15 protein-coding genes are annotated in these 18,417 nt (G+C 68.8%); 8 read left to right on the forward strand and 7 right to left on the reverse strand.

Translation table 11 applies throughout. The annotated features are described in order from the left end of the window. Positions 1–4: 4 nt before the first annotated feature. From R2J76_RS13345 to R2J76_RS13360, 4 genes are all read left to right on the forward strand, one after another. Positions 5–424: an acyl-CoA thioesterase gene (locus tag R2J76_RS13345; protein WP_316412119.1), complete on the forward strand. Its 420-nt coding sequence runs from the start codon at positions 5–7 to the stop codon at positions 422–424. 101 nt (positions 425–525) lie between these two features. After that, positions 526–996, forward strand: a complete 471-nt coding sequence (locus R2J76_RS13350; RefSeq protein ID WP_316415895.1) for a MarR family winged helix-turn-helix transcriptional regulator — start codon at positions 526–528, stop codon at positions 994–996. Positions 997–1,003: 7 nt separating this feature from the next. After that, the gene (locus R2J76_RS13355; protein ID WP_316412120.1) at positions 1,004–4,228 is read left to right on the forward strand and encodes an efflux RND transporter permease subunit; all 3,225 of its coding nucleotides are present in this window, start codon (positions 1,004–1,006) and stop codon (positions 4,226–4,228) included. Beyond that, positions 4,225–5,343: an efflux RND transporter periplasmic adaptor subunit gene (locus R2J76_RS13360; RefSeq protein ID WP_316412121.1), complete on the forward strand. Its 1,119-nt coding sequence runs from the start codon at positions 4,225–4,227 to the stop codon at positions 5,341–5,343. The genes R2J76_RS13355 and R2J76_RS13360 overlap by 4 nt, the downstream gene beginning before the upstream one ends. Here the strand turns inward: R2J76_RS13360 and R2J76_RS13365 are convergent. Further along, the gene (locus R2J76_RS13365; RefSeq protein ID WP_316412122.1) at positions 5,294–5,677 is read right to left on the reverse strand and encodes an iron-sulfur cluster assembly scaffold protein; all 384 of its coding nucleotides are present in this window, start codon (positions 5,675–5,677) and stop codon (positions 5,294–5,296) included. The two genes, R2J76_RS13360 and R2J76_RS13365, sit on opposite strands and share 50 nt — an antisense overlap. Positions 5,678–5,809: 132 nt before the next feature. Between R2J76_RS13365 and R2J76_RS13370 the strand changes: the two genes are divergently transcribed. Then, entirely contained in the window at positions 5,810–7,459 is a 1,650-nt protein-coding gene (locus R2J76_RS13370) for an FAD-dependent oxidoreductase (RefSeq protein ID WP_316412124.1), read from the forward strand. Positions 7,460–7,484: 25 nt separating this feature from the next. Here R2J76_RS13370 and R2J76_RS13375 read toward each other — a convergent pair whose 3' ends face one another. From R2J76_RS13375 to R2J76_RS13385, 3 genes are all read right to left on the reverse strand, one after another. Continuing rightward, positions 7,485–8,543, reverse strand: coding sequence for a sensor histidine kinase (locus tag R2J76_RS13375; protein WP_316412126.1), 1,059 nt, complete (start codon positions 8,541–8,543; stop codon positions 7,485–7,487). Continuing rightward, positions 8,540–9,661, reverse strand: a complete 1,122-nt coding sequence (locus tag R2J76_RS13380; protein WP_316412128.1) for an FIST N-terminal domain-containing protein — start codon at positions 9,659–9,661, stop codon at positions 8,540–8,542. Before R2J76_RS13380 ends, R2J76_RS13375 begins: the two co-directional genes overlap by 4 nt. 67 nt (positions 9,662–9,728) lie before the next feature. Further along, a complete protein-coding gene (locus tag R2J76_RS13385) occupies positions 9,729–10,880 on the reverse strand; it encodes an HD domain-containing phosphohydrolase (RefSeq protein WP_316412130.1) in 1,152 nt (383 codons plus the stop codon). Between the two features lie 164 nt (positions 10,881–11,044). On the opposite strand from R2J76_RS13385, the gene R2J76_RS13390 reads away from it, so the two are divergent. Further along, positions 11,045–11,989 (forward strand): HD domain-containing phosphohydrolase, encoded by a 945-nt coding sequence (locus R2J76_RS13390; RefSeq protein ID WP_316412132.1) that lies wholly within the window; start codon positions 11,045–11,047, stop codon positions 11,987–11,989. 284 nt (positions 11,990–12,273) lie between these two features. Here the strand turns inward: R2J76_RS13390 and R2J76_RS13395 are convergent, their stop codons facing one another. From R2J76_RS13395 to R2J76_RS13405, 3 genes are all read right to left on the reverse strand, one after another. Then, the gene (locus tag R2J76_RS13395) at positions 12,274–12,804 is read right to left on the reverse strand and encodes an RrF2 family transcriptional regulator (protein WP_316412133.1); all 531 of its coding nucleotides are present in this window, start codon (positions 12,802–12,804) and stop codon (positions 12,274–12,276) included. Positions 12,805–12,866: 62 nt separating this feature from the next. Then, complete coding sequence (btsR, locus tag R2J76_RS13400) at positions 12,867–13,580, reverse strand: two-component system response regulator BtsR (protein WP_316412134.1); 714 nt, start codon at positions 13,578–13,580, stop codon at positions 12,867–12,869. Beyond that, positions 13,577–15,256, reverse strand: coding sequence for a LytS/YhcK type 5TM receptor domain-containing protein (locus R2J76_RS13405; protein ID WP_394366838.1), 1,680 nt, complete (start codon positions 15,254–15,256; stop codon positions 13,577–13,579). Before R2J76_RS13405 ends, btsR begins: the two co-directional genes overlap by 4 nt. A gap of 168 nt (positions 15,257–15,424) precedes the next feature. Here R2J76_RS13405 and R2J76_RS13410 point away from each other — a divergent pair, with 168 nt between their 5' ends. After that, positions 15,425–17,236: a carbon starvation CstA family protein gene (locus R2J76_RS13410; protein ID WP_316412136.1), complete on the forward strand. Its 1,812-nt coding sequence runs from the start codon at positions 15,425–15,427 to the stop codon at positions 17,234–17,236. A gap of 216 nt (positions 17,237–17,452) precedes the next feature. After that, the gene (locus tag R2J76_RS13415) at positions 17,453–18,391 is read left to right on the forward strand and encodes a DUF535 family protein (RefSeq protein ID WP_316412137.1); all 939 of its coding nucleotides are present in this window, start codon (positions 17,453–17,455) and stop codon (positions 18,389–18,391) included. The last annotated feature ends 26 nt before the right edge of the window (positions 18,392–18,417 follow it).

Genomic DNA, 18,417 nt, shown 5'->3' on the forward strand with positions numbered 1-18,417 from the left:
AAGCATGCCCAACTCGCCCGCTCCCTATGAATTGACCCTGCACGTCCTGCCCGAGGACATCGACCAGCTGAATCACGTGAACAACGTCGTCTACCTGCGCTGGGTGCAGGAGGCCGCCATCGCCCACTGGACCTCCCAGGCCTCCCCGGAGGCCCAGGCCGATCTCTTCTGGGTGGTGGTCCGCCATGAGATCGACTACAAGCGTCCGGCCCTGGCCGGGGACGCCATCCTCGCCCGCACCTGGGTGGGCTCCACCCAGGGCCGGACCTTTGAGCGCCACACCGAGCTCCTGCGCGCGGCCGACCGCATCCTCCTGGCCCGGGCCCGCACCCTCTGGTGCCCCATGGCGATGCGCACCGGGCGGCCGACCCAGGTGAGCGACGAGGTGCGCCGGGCCTTTTCCATGGATCCCCATAGCGTTTGATCCCCCTGCCCGCAAAATGAAGGCCCTTCCAGGGGGCCGGCCGGCATCCAAGGAAAACCGGCGCTTGGTGCCCCGGCTGTTTTTGGACATACTTGTTGCTTATGCAACTCCTCATCCCCTGGGAAGATGCCAGCCTGCCCCTCATGCTCACGGTCGTCCGGAGCCGCCTCCGGCAGGTGGCTTGGCATCTCCTGGCCCCCCACGGCTTGACCCCGCAGCAGTACCAGGTGCTGCGGGTGCTCTCCGATAGCCCGGGCCTCTGCCACGGCCAGTTGGCCGGGGCCCTGGGACTGGACAAGCCCACGGCCACCCGCATGGTCCAGGCCCTGGCGCGCAAGGGCTGGGTGGACGTGCTGCCCCACCCCACCCACGGGCGCAAGACCCGCCTGGAACTGAGCGAGGGGGGCCGCGCCAAGGTCGAGAGCCTGGTGGGGTTCCGCAAGGCCATCCGGGAGGGGCTCGAGGCGGGGCTGGACGGGGAAGAGCGCAAGGCCGTGCGGGCGCTCCTCCTCAAGCTCAAGACCAACCTGGACCACCTGGACGGGACCCCGGTCCCGTCGGAACTGAGGTAACGCATTCATGTGGATCGTCCGGCTCGCCCTGCGCCGCCCCTACACCATCGCCGTCATGTGCGTGCTCTTCCTGCTCATGGGCGCGCTCTCCATGCGGCGCATGCAGGTGGATATCTTCCCCAGCATCGATATCCCCGTGGTCACGGTGGTGTGGAGCTACAACGGCCTGACCCCCGAGGAGATGGAGCGCCGGGTGGTGAACGTGACGGAACGGGCCATGTCCACCACCGTCAACGGCATCGAGCGCATCGAATCCCAGAGCATCCAGGGGGTGGCGATCCTGAGGGTGTACTTCCAGCCGGGCACGGACATCGGCGGGGCCATCGCCCAGATCGGTTCGGTGACCAACACCATCCTGCGCATCCTGCCCCCGGGCATGACGCCCCCGAACATCATCCAGTTCAACGCCAGCAACGTGCCTGTGGTGCAGATGACCGCGCGCAGCGAGACGCTCTCCGAGCAGCAGATCTACGACTACTCCCTCAACTTCATCCGCATCCGGCTCTTCACGATCCCCGGTCTCTCCACGCCGGCGCCCTTCGGGGGCCGGGGCCGGCAGATCTCCGTGGACATCGACCCCGCCAAGCTCGCCGCCCGGGGCCTGAGCCCGGCCGACGTGGTGACCGGGCTCTCCTCGGAGAACGTCATCGTTCCCGCGGGCACGGCCCGCCTGGGCTCCCGGGAAATGCCCATCCTCACCAATTCGAACCCCTCCAAGGTGGACGACCTGAAGGCCATCCCCCTCAAGCTGGTGAACGGTTCGCCGGTGTACCTGCGGGACGTGGCCCAGGTGTACGACGGCTTCACGGACCAGACCAACATCGTGCGCATCAACGGCAACCGCGCCACCTACCTGGCCATCCTCAAGAAGGCCGACGCCAGCACCCTGGCGGTGGTGGATTCGGCCCGGGAGATGCTGCCCACCATCAAGGCCGCCGCGCCCAAGGGCCTGGAGCTGAACTTCGACTTCGACCAGAGCCAGTTCGTGCGCGGGGCCATCTCGGACGTGGTGAAGGAGGGCTTCGTGGCCTCCCTGCTGGTGTCGCTGATGATCCTGTTCTTCCTGGGGTCCTGGCGCTCCATGCTGCTGGTGTGCACCAGCATCCCCCTGGCCATCTTCGCGGGCATCATCGGCCTGAAGCTCTCGGGCCAGACCATGAACATCATGACCCTGGGCGGCCTCTCCCTGGCCATCGGCATGCTGGTGGACGACGCCACGGTGGAGGTGGAGAACATCCACCGCAACCAGGCCATGGGCAAGCCGCTCACCGTGGCCATCCTGGACGGGGCCGGCCAGATCGCGGTGCCCGCCATCGTGGCCACCCTGGCCATCTGCATCGTGTTCTTCCCCGTGGTGCTGCTGGTGGGGCCGGCGAAGTACCTCTTCACGCCCCTGGCCATGGCGGTGGTGTACTCCATGCTGGCCTCGTACCTCCTCTCCCGCACCCTGGTGCCCACCCTGGCCCGCATGCTCCTGGAGCACGACCACCACGCCCCGGAAAGCCGCCTGGGGCGGTTCAACGCCTGGCGGGAGCGGGGCTTCGCGCGCTTCCAGGACGCCTACGGGCGGCTCCTGGACCGGGTCCTGCACCACCGGGTCTTCGTCCTGGGCCTGGCCGTGGTGTTCGCCACCCTCAGCCTGGCGCTGCTGGGCGTCCTGGGGCGGGACTTCTTCCCGGCCGTGGACGTGGGCCTCATGAAGCTCCACGTGCGCACCCCCTCGGGCCTGCGCCTGGAGGAGACCGAACGCGTCGTCGCCCAGGTGGAGGGCGCCATCCGCGAGCTGGTGCCGGCCCGGGACCTGGCGACCATCAACAGCAATATCGGCGTGCCCAGTTCCTTCAACATGGCCTTCATCCCCTCCGACAACGTCACCAGCCAGGACGCGGACGTCTCCATCTCCCTCAAGCACGAGCACCGGCCCACGGCGGGCTACATGAAGGCCCTGCGGGAGGAGCTCCCCCGGCGCTTTCCCGGGGTGGGCTTCTACTTCCAGTCCGCGGACATCGTGAGCCAGGTGCTCAACTTCGGCATCCCCGCGGCCATCGACGTGCAGATCGAGGGCCCCAACCTCGCCGCCAGCGCCGAGGTGGCCCGGCGCCTGGAGGCCGGCATGCGCCGGGTGCCGGGGGCCGTGGACGTGCGGCTCAAGCAGGTGGTCAACGCCCCCGGGTACCGGGTGGAGGTGAACCGGGTGCGCGCCGCCCAGCTGGGCCTGAACCAGCAGGCCGTGGCCAACGGCCTCATGGTCTCCCTTTCGGGCAACGGCCAGCTGGCGCCGTCCTACTACCTGGACCCCGTCACGGGCGTGAACTACACCGTGGCCGTGAAGACCCCCCTGGCCCGCCTTTCCAGCCCCCGGGACCTCATGGCCACCCCCTTCAGCCTCCCGGGCGGCGGGGCCCTGCTGCAGACCACCGCCTTCCAGTCCGCGGGCCCCGGGGCCCAGGCGCTTTCCGAGCCCCTGTCCAATTTCGCCACCCTCAACCGCATCAACGTCCCCAGCGAGATCAACCACTACACCGTGCAGCGGGTGCTGGACGTCATGGCGGGGGTGGAGGGCCGGGACCTGGGTGCGGTGGTGGCCGATATCCAGGCCCAGCTGCGCAACCTCGGGCCCCTGCCCCCCAACACCCGCATCCGCATCCGCGGCCAGTTCGAGGTGATGGTGGAGGCCTTCGTGAACCTCGCCGGGGGGCTGCTCATCGCCATCGCGCTGGTGTACCTCCTCATGGCCGTGCTGTACCAGAGCTGGCTGGACCCCTTCATCATCCTCTTCGCCGTGCCCGGGGCCCTGGTGGGGATCCTGTGGATGCTGGCCCTCACGGGCACCACCCTGAACGTGGAATCCATGATGGGCGCCATCATGGCCGTGGGCATCGCCACCTCCAATTCCATCCTCCTGGTGAGCTTCGCCAACGACGTGCGGGTGGCCCACCCGGAGATGACCGCCCTGGAGGCGGCCTTCGCCGCCGGCAGGACCCGGCTGCGCCCGGTGCTCATGACCGCCCTGGCCATGATCCTGGGCATGATCCCCATGGCCCTGGCCCTGGGCGAGGCCGGCAGCCAGAACGCGCCCCTGGGCCGGGCCGTCATCGGGGGGCTCCTCATGGCCACGGTGGTCACGCTCTTCATCGTGCCCGTGGTCTACAGCCTCTTCCGCAAGAAGCCCCCCACCGCCCATCTCCTGGACGAGACGTTCCACATCGAGCAGCAAGGAAGTGAATCATGAGCAGCGAGCAGACCTTCTCCCGCTTCCGCCTGGGCGGCATCGCGATCCTGGTCGTGGGCGCCTCCACCATCGCCGCCCTGTGGGCCTCCCAGCGCGCCAGCGTCGGCCGCGAGGCCCGGCGCCTGACATCCGACCAGGAGGCCGGGCCCCGGGTGCGCACGGCCGTGGCCGGGCTGGATGCCGGGGCCCGGACCCTGGACCTGCCCGGGGAGGCCCTGCCCCACCTCTCCACCACCCTCTACGCCAAGGTGGCGGGATTCCTGCGCGAGATCCGCGTGGACAAGGGCTCGCCCGTGACCAAGGGCCAGGTGATCGCCGTGCTGGAATCCACCGAGGTGGACACGGATTTCCGGGCCCTCAAGGCCGACGCCCTGAACAAGCGCACCTACGCCCAGCGCCTGCGCCAGCTGGACGGCCAGGGCATCATCAGCGCCCGGGACCTGGAGGACGCCGAAACCGCCGCCCGCATCGCCGAGGAGAAGCTGGCCAGCCAGGGCGCCCTGCGGGGCTACCGCAACGTCACCGCCCCCTTCGCCGGCGTGGTGACCCAGCGCTTCGCCGACCCGGGCGCCCTCATCCAGAACGCCGGCAACAGCCTTTCCAGCCAGCCCCTGGTCTCCCTGGCCCAGGTGGACCACCTGCGGGTGACCTTCTACCTGGACCAGGCGGTGGCCTCCCGGGTGAAGGTGGGCCAGGCCCTCACCGTGCGTCCCTCGGACCGCCCCGACCTGGCCCGCCCCGGCAAGGTGGCGCGCCTTTCCGGCGCCCTGGACCCCCGCACCCGCACCCTCCTGGCCGAAGCGGACCTGGATAACCGGGACGGCGCCTTCGTGGCCGGCGGGGCCGTGCAGGTGAGCCTGGACCTGCCCCGGGAGGCCGGACGGCTGGAAATCCCCTCGGAGGCCGTGCTCCTCAAGGGCGACCGCACCCTGGCGGCGGTGGTGGGCGCCGACGGGAAGGTCCTCCTCCGGCCCCTGGTCCTGGGCGAGGACTCCGGGGCCCGGGTGCGGGTCATGGCCGGCCTTCAGGCCGGGGAACGGGTGATCCTGAACCCCGCCATCACGCTCAAGGACGGGGACCGGGTGCAGGCCACGGATTCGCCAGGGCGTCCCTGAGGGCATCCACCGCCAGTTCGGCGGAATGGTAGGACGCGTCGTCCCCGTCCCCCAGGGCCTCCAGGACGTCCTCCACGTCCATGGCGGCCGCCTCCTGGAGGGTCCGGCCCCGGACCAGATGGGCCACCAGACTGCCGCAGATGACGAAGGACTCGCAGCCGTCCGTGGTGTAGCTCCCCGCGGCCACCCGGCCATCCTCCACCTTCAGCCACAGATCCAGGGCGTGGCCGCAGCCGCCCTCCTGGGCCCGGCCGTGCAGGTCCGCCCCCTTCATGGGGGAGAAATTGCCGGGGACGAGCCGGAAGCCGATGGAGGAGGGGAGCACCTTGCGCATCCCTCAATTGTGGGGGGAAACCGGGAATTTTCAGCAGCAAACCCGCCCGGGGCCCCCGGAATATGCCTATTTGAGCATTCAGTGCTTCCATGCCAGAATGCCAAGGCCCGTGCATTTCCGTATGAGGATCCCATGGAACAACCCAAGCGCATTGTCATCGTAGGTGGAGTCGCGGGGGGCGCCTCGGCGGCCGTCCGGGCCCGCCGGCTGTCCGAAGGGGCCGATATCGTCCTTTTCGAGCGGGGCCCCCACGTGTCCTTCGCCAACTGCGGCCTGCCCTACCACATCGGCGGCGTCATCCCCGAACGGGCCAGGCTGCTGGTGCAGACCCCCCAGAGCCTCATGGCCCGGTTCAACCTGGATGTGCGGGTGAATTCCGAGGTGCAGTCCATCGACCCGGGCGCCCGCACGGTGACCGTGCGCAATCTGAAGACGGGCCAGGTGCGGGAACAGCCCTACGACGCCCTGGTGCTGAGCCCCGGCGCCGAGCCCATCCGCCCGCCCCTGCCGGGCATCGGGGATCCGCGGATCCTCTCCCTGCGCAACCTGGACGACATGGACCGCATCCTCGCGGCCATGGCGGGCGCCACCCGGGCCCTGGTGGTGGGGGCGGGCTACATCGGCCTGGAGATGGCCGAGGCCTTCCGGGAGCGGGGGCTGGAGGTGGTCCTGGTGGAGAAGCTGGACCAGGTCATGGCCGTGGCGGACGCGGACATGGTCGCGCCCCTGCACGGGGAGCTCCGGGCCCACGGGGTGGACCTGCGCCTGGGCCTGTCGGTGGAAGGCTTCGAGCCGGGCCCCGAGGGCCTGACGGCCAAGCTTTCCGACGGCTCCCAGGTGGTGTGCGGCCTGGCCGTGCTGGCCATCGGCGTGCGTCCGGAAACCGCCCTGGCCCGGGCCGCGGGCCTGGCCCTGGGATCCACGGGGGGCATCCTGGTGGACGAGTACATGCGCACCAGCGACCCCGCCATCTGGGCCGTGGGGGACGCCGTGGAGGTGAAGGACACGGTCCTGGACGGCCCCGCCCTCATCCCCCTGGCCGGCCCCGCCAACCGCCAGGGCCGCATCGCCGCCGACAACATCCTGGGCCGGAAGAGCGTCTACAAGGGCACCCAGGGCACGGCCATCTGCAAGGTCTTCGGCCTGGCCTTCGCCATCACCGGCCAGTCCGAGAAGGTCCTCAAGCGCAAGGGCGTGGCCCACCACAAGATCTACATCCACCCCGCGGACCACGCCACGTACTACCCCGGGGCCCAGCCCCTCACCCTCAAGCTGCTCTTCGACGGCGAGGGCCACATCCTGGGGGCCCAGGCCGTGGGGGCCGCGGGCGTGGACAAGCGCATCGACGTCATCGCCACCGCCATGCGCGGGGGGCTCACGGTCCACGACCTGGAGGACGCGGAGCTCTGCTACGCGCCCCCCTACGGCAGCGCCAAGGACCCCGTGAACATGGCCGGCTTCGTGGCCTCCAACGTCCTGCGCGGGGACACCGCCCTGTGGGAGCCCGAGGAACTGGAGGCCCTCCGCCCGGACCAGGTGCTGCTGGACGTGCGCACCCTCCAGGAATTCCAGGCCGGCACCATCCCCGGCGCCGCCCTGGCCCCCGTGGACGAGCTGCGGGACCGCCTGGACGAGCTGGACCCCGCCAAGGAGCACCTGGTGTTCTGCCAGGTGGGGCTGCGGGGCTACCTGGCCAGCCGGATCCTTTCCCAGCTGGGGTACAAGGTGCGCAACCTCTCCGGGGGCTACAAGCGCTACCGCATGTCCGTGGGCGGCGCCTGAGGGCCGGGCCCCCGGAACCGGGACCTCAGATCGGCCACCGCGCCACCACGCAGGTCCCGCCCCCCTCCCGGGGCTCCAACTGGATCTGTCCCTTGTGCTTGTCCACCACCGTGGCATAGGCGAGGGCCAGGCCCTGCCCCGATCCGCGCCCCACGGGCTTGGTCGTGAAGAACGGCTCGAAGACCCGATCCCGGATCTCCTCGGGGATCCCGGTGCCGTTGTCCGCCACCCGCAGTTCGGCCCGGTCCCCGTCGATGCGGGCGGAGACCTCGATCCGCCCCCGGGCCATCCGGCCCCGCTCGATGTTCTCCCCGATGGCGTGGGCGGCGTTGATCACCAGGTTCATGACCAGCTGCCCGATCTCGTCCCGCAGGCAGGGCACCTGCCCTAGCCCGGGCTGGATGGCCAGGTCCACGTCGGCCACGGCCTTCCATTCGCTCCGGGAAACGGTGACCGCGGCGCGGATGATCTCCTCCAGGTCCTCCGGTTCCATCACCCCGCTGGAAGCGTGGGAGAAGTGCTTCATGGCCTTGACGATGCCCGCGATGCGGGACAGGCCCTCCGCGCACTGGGCCAGGGCCAGGGGCGCCTCCTCCCGGATGAAATCCAGGTCCGCCGCCTCCCGCTTGGAATCGAAATCCGCCAGGTCCTCGGAGAGGCCCTGGGCCTCCCGCATCTTCCCCACCAGGCCCAGGGCGGCATCGATCAGGGACAGGAGCGGCTCGAAGGTCGCCCGGAAGAAGGTGATGTTGTCCGCCACGAACTGGGTGGGCGTGTTGATCTCGTGGGCGATCCCCGCGGCCAGCTGGCCGATGGATTCCATCTTCTGCATCTGGAGCATCCGCGCCTGGGTCCGGCGCAGTTCCGCCAGGGTCCGCTGCAGTTCCTCCCGCTCCGAGGCCAGTTCCCGGGTCTTGCCCTCCACCACCTTCTCGAGGGTGATGTTCTGCTCCAGGAAATGGAGCGTGGAGGTCTCCCGGGCGCGCACATCCAGCTGCCGCTGGATGAGCACGGCGATGGTCTTGTCCCGGGCCTGGAGCTGGCGCTCCAGTTCCGCGATGCGTTCGGGATCGCCGGCGCTCATGGGGCACCCTCCCTTCCCAGCACGATGCCCGTGAGGGTCTGGTTCACGTGGATGCCGTTGAACTGTTCCCCGTAGGTGGAGAAACCGAAGACCCCGTTGCGGGCCATCAAGGCGCCCACCTCCGCGTCGGAGCCGAGGTTCTCGAATTCCAGGCGCCGGAGGATGCAGTCGCACACCAGGACCGCCTGGGGCTCCCCCGCCTGCCGCCGCGCCTCCCCCAGGGTCCGGTCCAGCAGGGCCAGGGGGTCCACGGATTCCCCGATGCTGATGACGAGGCCGGTGTCGATGGCGCAGTAGAGGGCCAGGGACCCGTCCGGGAGCGCCTTGGCGATGGAGCGCACGTGGTGCTCCGTCCCGATGGCCATGAGGAAGGGGTGCCGGGAGAACACCTCGGGCCCCAGGGCCTCCACCGGCAGGCCCAGGGTCCGGGCATAGACCTGCGCGGCCGGCTCGCCGTTGATCTCCCGGATGACGCGGCGGTCCGGGTCCGAATCCGTGATCACGATGTTCTGGTGGCCCGGGATGAAATGCTTGAGCATGAAGGGCACGATGGGGCCCCGGGCCCGGACGCTGGCCAGGACCGCGGCGTCGCTCAGGAACCGGCCGTCGAAGTACACGCAGGTGCGGGCGAAGCGCAGATCGTCGCCGGCCGATCCCCCGATGATCGGAATATTGCCCAGGGCCTGGTAGATGGCCGAGGTCACCCGTTCCTCCATCATGGACAGGCCGTCGATCACCAGGAAACCGAAGGCGTGCCCGGGCCCCGGGGCCGGACCGCCGCGGATGGCCTCGGCGATGCGAAGCACCTGGTCCTGGAAGGAAGCCAGCGGGTGGATCAGGTGGGGAACCGCGGCCAGGTTCCCGCCCCCGAACCCCGTGGCGGCCATCCCCCCCTTCTGGAACCCCCGGGGTCCCAGCTGCCCGGAGGAGGTGCAGCCGATGATGGGGCATGGGAAGGCACGCTTGAGCTCATCCCCCACCACGTCCAGGTCGTAGCTCGGCGAACAGAAGAAGAAGACCACGTCCAGGGCCCCGTCCCCCATCCGCGACCGGAGTTCCGCCACCGCCGCACGGGGGTCCGGCTCCTGGGTCATGCCGTGCCAAACCGAACTGTTCATGCAGAACGCACCTTATGTCCTTTGTATCGAACCCGGATCCCCGGACATTAGTAATTTCGGCGCCGGATCACCCCTCCACGGGAAAGGGTTCCTTCAGGCCCACCAGGGCCGCATAGTTCCGGAGGCGCGCCTGGTGGCTCTGGCCGATGACCGTCCCGGCCGGGTAGACCAGGTGCCCCTCCCGGGTGTACACGCCCTCCACCAGGAGTTCGCCGATCTGGACGGTCTGGTGGGTGGCCAGGTAGGAGGACGCGGCGCCCTGGTCCACGATCTCGTCGGGGACCTCCAGGGCCAGTTCCAGGGCGTTGATGACCCGTGGGTCATAGAAGACCTGGTTCTGCCGCATCTCCTCCAGGACGAGGCGCGGGTTGGAGCGCCTCTCCATGACGTCCAGGTAGTCGGAAACCGCCCGGAGGATCCGGGCGCCCAGGGGGATTCCCTCCCGGTGGACCTGGACGGGCGGGAAGCCGGAGCCGTTGAAGTTCTTGTTCCGGAAGAGGATGACCTGGGCGACCTCCTCCATGCGGGGGATGTGGCCGAGGAGCTTCGCCCCGATTTCGGGCAGGCGCAGGAGGGTTTCATGCTCCCTCGGCGTGATGGGGTCCCCCTTCCGGGCCTTGGCCAGCACGGAGCCGGGGATGGTGAGGACCCCGATGGGGGCGAGCAACGAAGCGACCAAGACGACCCAGTCGGCTTCCATTTCCATGACCCGGGCCACCTTCCGGGAAAGGCGACCCAGCCGCTGGCCCTGCCGGAAGGCGATGGGGTCCGCCAGGGACAGGAGCTGCACCAGGAGATCGATGCTCCCCTTGACGGTGCCTTCCACCAGTTCCTTCTCGGCCAGGACGAGCCGGTACTGCTTGATCCCCGCTTCGATGGAGCTGACGAGGAGCGGCTGGGCGCAGGGCTTGGTGAGGAACCGGAAGATGTGCCCCCGGTTCACGGCCTGGATCGCCGTGTCCAGGTCGGCGTTGCCCGTGAGCATGATCCGCACGGATTCCGGGGCCCGGCTCCGGGCTTCGGCCAGGAACTGGACGCCGTCCATGACCGGCATGCGCATGTCCGAAAGGATGACGGCGTAGGGACCCGAGGTCTTCAGGAGGGCGAGGCCCTCCGTCCCCCCCTGGGCGGTCTGGAGGTCGAAGCGCCGGTGCAGCAGCCGGGTGTAGGCGGAGAGGATGTTCGGGTCATCGTCGACCAGCAGGACTTTGGGGTTCATGCATCAACCTATCGTCAGGATGGGCCGCCGGAAGAAATTCAGGTTGGGGGGCATCGAATCGATACATAGGTTAGCGCCCGGAAGGTGCGGAGGCCGGAAAACCCGGGGCCTATTCATTGGATATGAGCTACTTGTTTCCACCGGCCCCCTAGGTGAGGTGAACCATGAACGAGAAGGTGCTTTTCGTGGACGATGACGAGAACCTGCTGGCCTCGGTCCATCGGAATTTCAAGAAGCGCTACGATCTGGACATCGCCGCCGGCGGCCCCCAGGCCCTGAGGGCCATGGAGGAGCACGGCCCCTACGCCGTGGTGGTCGCGGACATGGCCATGCCGGGCATGAACGGCATCGAGTTCCTGAAGAAGGCCCAGGTCCTGGCCCCGGACACGATCCGCATCATGTTCACGGGGCATCCGGGCCCCGTGACGCTCCTCGAGGCCATCAACAGCGGCCAGGTCTTCCGGTTCATCCCGAAACCCTGCGACCTGGAGGAGATCGGCCGGGCCGTGGACGCGGGGATCCGCCAGCATCACCTCATCGCCGGGGAGCGGGACCTCCTGGAAGCCACCCTCACCCGCGGCATCGAGGCCATGATCGGGATCCTGGAAGTCCTGGATCCGGTGGTGTACCTCTCCGCCCAGACCCTGGCCCACCGGTCCGCCCAGGTGGCCCGGGCCCTGGGGGCCGCCGATGACTGGTCCATCACCCTCGCCGCGCTCTATTCCCCCCTCTGGCAGCTGTCCCTCACGCCCCAGGAGCGCCTGGCCTGGGCCTCGGGCACCCGGGACCCGGGCCCCGGCCCCGACCCCCTCGGGTCGGCCATCGCCAGGGCCGCCAACCTCCTCCAGCCCATCCCGCGCCTGGAGGGCGTCGCCCAGATCGTGCGCTACCAGGGCAAGAACCTGGACGGCACCGGCTTTCCCGGGGACCCCGTCCGCGGCGAGGCGATCCCCCTGGGGGCCAGGATCCTGCGGGCCCTCCAGGACTTCAACGCCATCGAGCAGAAGGTGAAGTCCAGGCCCGTGGCCTGGGAGGAGCTGCGCATGCAGCGGGGCCGCTATGATCCCGTGGTCCTGGCCGCCCTGGGCGAGGCCATGGAATCGTTCTAGATCCAGGGTGCCGACCCACCCCAACGATCGCAACCGAAGCCAACAGATCGCCATTCGGTGGAAACCCCCAGTCCGCCTCCTCAGCCGGGAACGAACGAAGATCGAAGGCTGATCCCCTTCATCCCTTTCATCCGTTGTCATCCCTGTTCCCGCAGGGCCAGAGCAGGGATGGGTCGGCGCCCGCGGATCACCTGCGCGCCACCCCACCCCATCGCTGGCCCTGCGGGAACAGGGATGAAAACGGATGAAAGGGATGGAGGGGATGAAAGAGGGGAGCACTGGCCTCAGCGCTCCGGTTTCCTCCGGCCGGTGCGGGCGTCCTTGCGGCCCTGGAACCAGGTGCCGGTCTCCCTCTGGAATTCCTTCGGGGCCTTGTGCTCCACCTCGCACACCAGGTCCGCCAGGGTCCTGGACCCCAGGTGGTCCTGGAAGACCTTTTCGGCCTCCCGCATCAGCGCGTGGATGCGGCAGGGGCCCGCCGTGGCCCATTCCGGGGGCCGGGGCCCGAAGAGGGCGCAGTTGGCCCGGATCTCCGCGCAGGCGAAGAGGCTCCGGCCGGGATCCACGGCCTGGAGCACCTCCATCACCGGGATCCGGTCCGCGGGCCGCGCCAGGGCGAACCCGCCGGCGATGCCCTCCTGGCCCGTGACGATCCCGGCCTTCTTGAGCCGCGTGAAGAGCTTGGCCAGGAAGCGCTCGGGAATGCGCTGGAAGGTGGCCAGGTCCCCGACGCTCACCGGCTCCGGGCGCGTGGCCAGGAGCAGCAGGGAGTGCAGGGCATATTCCGCGCCCGCGCCGTACAGGGATGTGCTCAAACTTGCACCTCAACGATAGCAGTTTAGGACCGGGGCCCCGGCGCGTCAAAGCGGCGCCGGGGTCAGATGCCCAGGCGCTCCTTCAGGTCGGCCAGGTACCGGCGGGTCACCGGCACGGGCTGTCCCGACCGGGTGCGCAGGGTCACGGAGGCCGGCTCCCCCTTCCCCACCACGTCCACATGATCCAGGTTCACCAGGAACTGCTTGTGGACCCGGACCATGCGGGGGACCTTGGCCTCCAGGAGGCTGAGAGTGAGCTCGGTGAGGAATTCCCCCCGGGCCGTCACCAGGTGCACCCCGGTCTCGCTGGAGCGCACGAATTCCACGTCCACGGCGGCCACCAGCTTGGTGCCCTGGGCACACACGCAGGGGATGCGCTCGATGGCGGGGCTCTGGAAGACCGGCTTCCGGCCCTCGCCCAGGTACCGCCGCACCTTCTCCAGGGTGCGCGCGAGGCGCTCGGCCTGCACGGGCTTGAGCAGGTAGTCCACGGCGTTCTCCTCGAAGGCCTTGAGGGCGTACTCGTCGTGGGCGGTGACGAAGACCACGCAGGGCATGATCTCGGGCTCGATCATGGACACCAGCTGGAAGCCGTCCACCTTGGGCATGTGGATGTCCACGAAGATCACGTCGGGGCGCGCGGCCCGGATGGCGCGCACCGCCTGGATGGCGTTGGCGCAGGCGCCCACCACCGCGATATCCCCCGCTTCGGCCAGCAGCGCCTCCAGCTCCTCCCGGGCATTCTGCTCGTTGTCCACCACCACCGCGCGCATCATGCGGCACCCGCTTCGGAAGGCACGGCGATGGAGACGCGGGTGAGCCGGTCGGGATCGCAGTGGACGGTGAGGCCCTGGCAGCCCCGCACCAGGGTGCGCACCCGACGGTCCACGATGCTCATGCCCAGGCCCCCTCCCCCGGGGGCCGCGGCGGCGAAGTTGCCCCCGTCGTCCTCCACGTCGATGCGCACGCAGGTCCCGTCGGGATACGCGTGGATGCGCACGGTCCCGGGCTCCAGCATCTCGGCGATGCCGTGCTTGATGGCGTTCTCCACCAGGGGCTGGAGGGTGAAGGTGGGGAGCTTGACCTGGAGGAGCCCCGGATCCACGTCGATGACCACCGTGAGCTGGTCCTCGTAGCGCGCCTTCTCGATCTCCAGGTAGGCGTTCACGTGGGCCAGTTCCTCCTGGAGCGTGGAGAGGCCGGAATTGCGCTTGAGGTTCATGCGGAAGAAGTCCGCCAGGTGGTCCAGGAGGGCCCGGGCCCGGGAGGCGTCCCGGCGCATGATGGCCTGGATCGCGGCCAGGGAGTTGAAGAGGAAGTGCGGGTTGATCTGGGCGTGGGCGAGCTTGAGCTCGGCCAGGACGAGCAGCTCCTTCTGCTCCTGGTAGTGGGCGCGCACCAGCTGGCTGGCCAGGAGGTTCGCGAGCCCTTCGCCCAGGGTGCGGTTGATGCTGAGGAAGCGCTTGTGGGCCTTTTCGTAGAGCTTGATGGTGCCGATGACGTCCCGGCCCACCAGGAGCGGCACCACCAGGACCGAACCCAGGGGGCAGTCCTCCTGGATGCTGCAGTGGTAGGGCTCGCGCACACCGTCCAGGAAGACCACCTCCCCCGCCGCGATGGCCCTGCGGGTGGATTCGGACATGATGGGCGTGCCGGGGCGATGGTGGTCCGAGCCGGGACCGGTGAAGGCCAGGACGCTTTCGCGGTCCGTGATGGCCACCGCGCCCACGCCGGTCTCCTCCTGGATGATGGTGGCCAGGCGCGGGGCCACCTCGGGGCTGAAGCCCTTGGCCAGCAGGTCCAGGGTGCGCTCGGCGATGCGCAGGGTGCGCCGGGTGGAGGCGTTGCCGGCCAGGTCGTAGATGTCCCGGCGGTCCCGCAGGATGCTCATGAACAGCGCGGCCCCGCAGGAATTGGCCAGGATCATGGGGAGGCCGATGACCTTCACCAGGGCCCAGGCTTCGTGGAAGGGCCGGGCCAGCGCCAGGATGATGACCATCTGCAGAACCTCGGCCACCAGCATGGTGATCCCGGCGGTGAGGGGGCTCAGGGCCCGGTCCTGGAAGCCCGAGCGCGCGCAGTACCGGCCCACGAGGCCCCCGATGAGGCCCTCCATGGTGGTGGAGACGCCGCAGGCCACGGCCGTGAAGCCCCCGAAGGTGAAGCGGTGCAGGCCGCTCAGGAGCCCCACCGCGGTGCCCAGGAAGGGTCCGCCGATGAGCCCCGCCAGCACGGGGCCGATGGCCCGGGCATTGGCGATGGCGCCGTGGACCTTGACCCCCATGTAGGTGCCGCCCACGGAGATGAGGGTGAAGAAGATGAACAGCGCCGCCTTCTGCCCGAAGCCCAGGGGCTCGGCCTTGCGGAGCCGGTAGGCCGGGGACTTGCAGTAGACGTAGGCCACCAGGAGGAAGAAGGACACCACCTGGATGAGCGGGAACAGGAGCTTGATCACGGGGAGGCTCCGCGGGGGGGGTGGCACGGATGTCGGTCAGGGCGGAAAAACGACCGGATACCCCCTCCATTTGTCGCCTGGGACCCTTGGGCGATTACCCGGCGGGGGAGCTATCCATTATGGACTGATCCATCTTCAATTCCATTCCCATAAGGAGGAGCCGATATGAATGCCTTGACCCTCGTGTTCGTTACGCTGTGCATCTTCGCACTGGCGTACCGCTATTACGGGATCTTCCTGGCCACCAAGGTCCTGAACGTGGACGCCGAGCGCGTCCCCCCCGCCATCGCCATGGCGGACGGCCACGACTACCACAAGACGAACAAGTTCGTCCTTTTCGGCCACCATTTCGCGGCCATCGCGGCCGCTGGACCTCTCCTTGGTCCGGTCCTCGCGGCCCAGTTCGGCTGGCTCCCCGGTACCCTCTGGATCATCATCGGCTGCGTGCTGGGCGGCGCCGTGCATGACATGGTGGTGCTGTTCGCCTCCGTGCGCTACAAGGGCAAAAGCCTGGCCCACATCGCCGAAAACGAAATCGGCCGCCGGGCGGGCACCGTGGCGGGCTTCGCCATCCTGTTCATCCTCATCCTCACCCTTGCCGGTCTTTCCATCGGCGTCGTCAACGCCCTCTTCAACAGCCCCTGGGGCACCTTCACGGTGCTCATGACCATGCCCATCGCCCTCTACATGGGCATCCACATGTACATCCTCCGCAAGGGCGACGTGATCGGCGCCAGCGTCATCGGCGTGGTGGCCCTGTTCTTCACCCTGCTGGCCGGCCCCTACGTGGCGGCCAGTCCCACCCTGTCCCACTGGCTCACCCTCACCAAGAATCAGCTGGGCATCATCATCCCCGCCTACGGCTTCATCGCCTCCGCCCTGCCCGTGTGGCTCCTGCTTTGCCCCCGGGACTACCTGTCCACCTACCTGAAGCTGGGCGTCATCATCATGCTGGTGGGCGGCATCGCCTGGGTCCACCCGAACCTCGTGAACGCCCCCGTCACGCAGTACATCCACGGCGGCGGCCCCATCATCCCCGGCACCGTCTACCCCTTCATCTTCATCACCATCGCCTGCGGCGCCCTGAGCGGCTTCCACGCCATCATCGGCACCGGCACCACCCCCAAGATGATCGCCAGCGAGAAGGACATCCTGTTCGTGGGCTACGGCGCCATGCTGGTGGAAGGCGTGGTGGCCATCATGGCCCTCATCGCGGCCAGCGTCCTGATGCCCTCCGACTACTTCGCCATCAACGCCCTGCCCAAGGCCTACGCCGCCCTGCACATGACCCCCGTCCATCTGCCCGCCCTGGGCGCGGCCGTGGGCGAGCAGCTCCAGGGCCGCCCCGGCGGCGCCGTGAGCCTGGCCGTGGGCATGTCCTACATCTTCTCCTCCATCCCCTGGATGAAGCACCTGGCGGCCTACTGGTACCACTTCGCCATCATGTTCGAGGCGGTCTTCATCCTCACCGCGGTGGACACCGGCACCCGCGTGGGCCGCTACATGCTCCAGGAGATGCTGGGCAAGGTCTGGCCCCGGTTCGACGAGAAGAAGTGGATGCCCGGCATCATCGTGACCAGCCTCCTGTTCACCGCCGCCTGGGGATACCTGGTGTACACCGGCGACATCTCCACCATCTGGCCCCTGTTCGGCATGGCCAACCAGCTCCTGGCCACCTGCGCCCTCATCGTGGGCACCACCATGCTCATCCGCCACGGCAAGGCCAAGTACGCCTGGACCACCGCCGTCCCCGGCCTCTTCATGGTCCCCGTCACCTTCATGGCCGGCATCCAGAACATCCTCTACAATTACCTCCCCAAGGGCCTCTGGCTCCTGGTGACCTTCTCCGTGGTGCTCATGATCCTCATGGCCATCGTCTTCGTGGAGGCCTTCGTCCGCTGGTTCCAGCTCCTGAAGGTGCGGGACTACGTCAAGGACCGCCACGGCGTGCTGGTGCTGGCGGAGACCGAGGAATAGCCCGCACCGGGCGTTCCTGCCGGTGGCCGCAACGGTGGAGGATCCAGGTTCCCGGCCTGGCTCCGTCACACGGTGTTCCAACAGCATCCGCCGGCCCACCGTGAGCGCTCGCAGCAAGCATGCTGCGAGCGCTCCGCCGTATCCAGGCGGCGGATCGTGGGCTTCCCCAGGGGCAAGGGACAACGAGCCGAAGCCATGGTGTAAGCTGGGACTCCCATGGACAAGCAACTATCAAGCACCTGGAAAGTCAGCCGGAGGGCCTGGTCCCTCAGCCACGAGATGTACCGGGCCAACAAACGCAAATTCAAACGGAACCTCCGCTGGGCCGTCACCGCGGCGGTGCGGCAGGCGGTCACGCGGCCCTGGTTCGAATTCCTGGCCACCCCCGCCATGGCCCCCTTCGTGCAGGCCAATCCCCGGCTGGCCTTCCGGCCCATGAACACCTACATGTCCAAGGCCTGGGGCTGGGAGCGGCGGGTGAAGGTGATCCTGGAGACCTATGAATTCATCAACGCCATGGACGGGATCCTCCGGGACGCCATGCTCCGGCCCGAGGGCCGGATCCTGGCCTCGGCGGATCTGGGCAAGGGGCTGGAGGCGCGGTTCCGCCTGGGCTTCGACCCCAAGTTCCGCAAGGAGGGCGAACTGTGCCTGTTCCTGGAACTGTCGGCGTACGAGGGGCCGGTGATGGGCATGGCCCTGGCCCTGGAGCACCGGGCCGACAGCCACTGGGTGGCCTACGTGGGGGCCATCCAGGGCCGCCTGGGCGGCGGGGAGGAGGTGGTGAAGGTGGCCACCAAGGCCATGCACGGCCTCCGGCCCAAGTTCCTCATGGTGTTTTTGGCCCAGGAGATGGCCCGGGCCCTGCGGGTGGGCCACCTGCTGGGGGTGGGCAACCGCATCCAGGTGTACCGGGCCAACCCGTTCCGGATCCTCCACCCCTCCAAGGACATCCGCTTCGATTACGACGCCCTTTGGAAGGAGGCGGAGGGAGAGGAGGCCGAGGAAGGCTGGTTCCGGCTGCCCCTGCGCACCCAGCGCCGGGCGGAGGAGGACTTCCCGTCCAACAAGCGGGCCATGTACCGCAAGCGCTACGCCCTCATGGACGATCTGAGCCGCCAGATCAAGATCCAGCTGGCGCCCTTCGGGCGGTGAAGATCCCTGCCCCGGGCGGGCGCGAT

The organism is Mesoterricola silvestris, assembly GCF_030295405.1.
Classification (GTDB): domain Bacteria; phylum Acidobacteriota; class Holophagae; order Holophagales; family Holophagaceae; genus Mesoterricola; species Mesoterricola silvestris.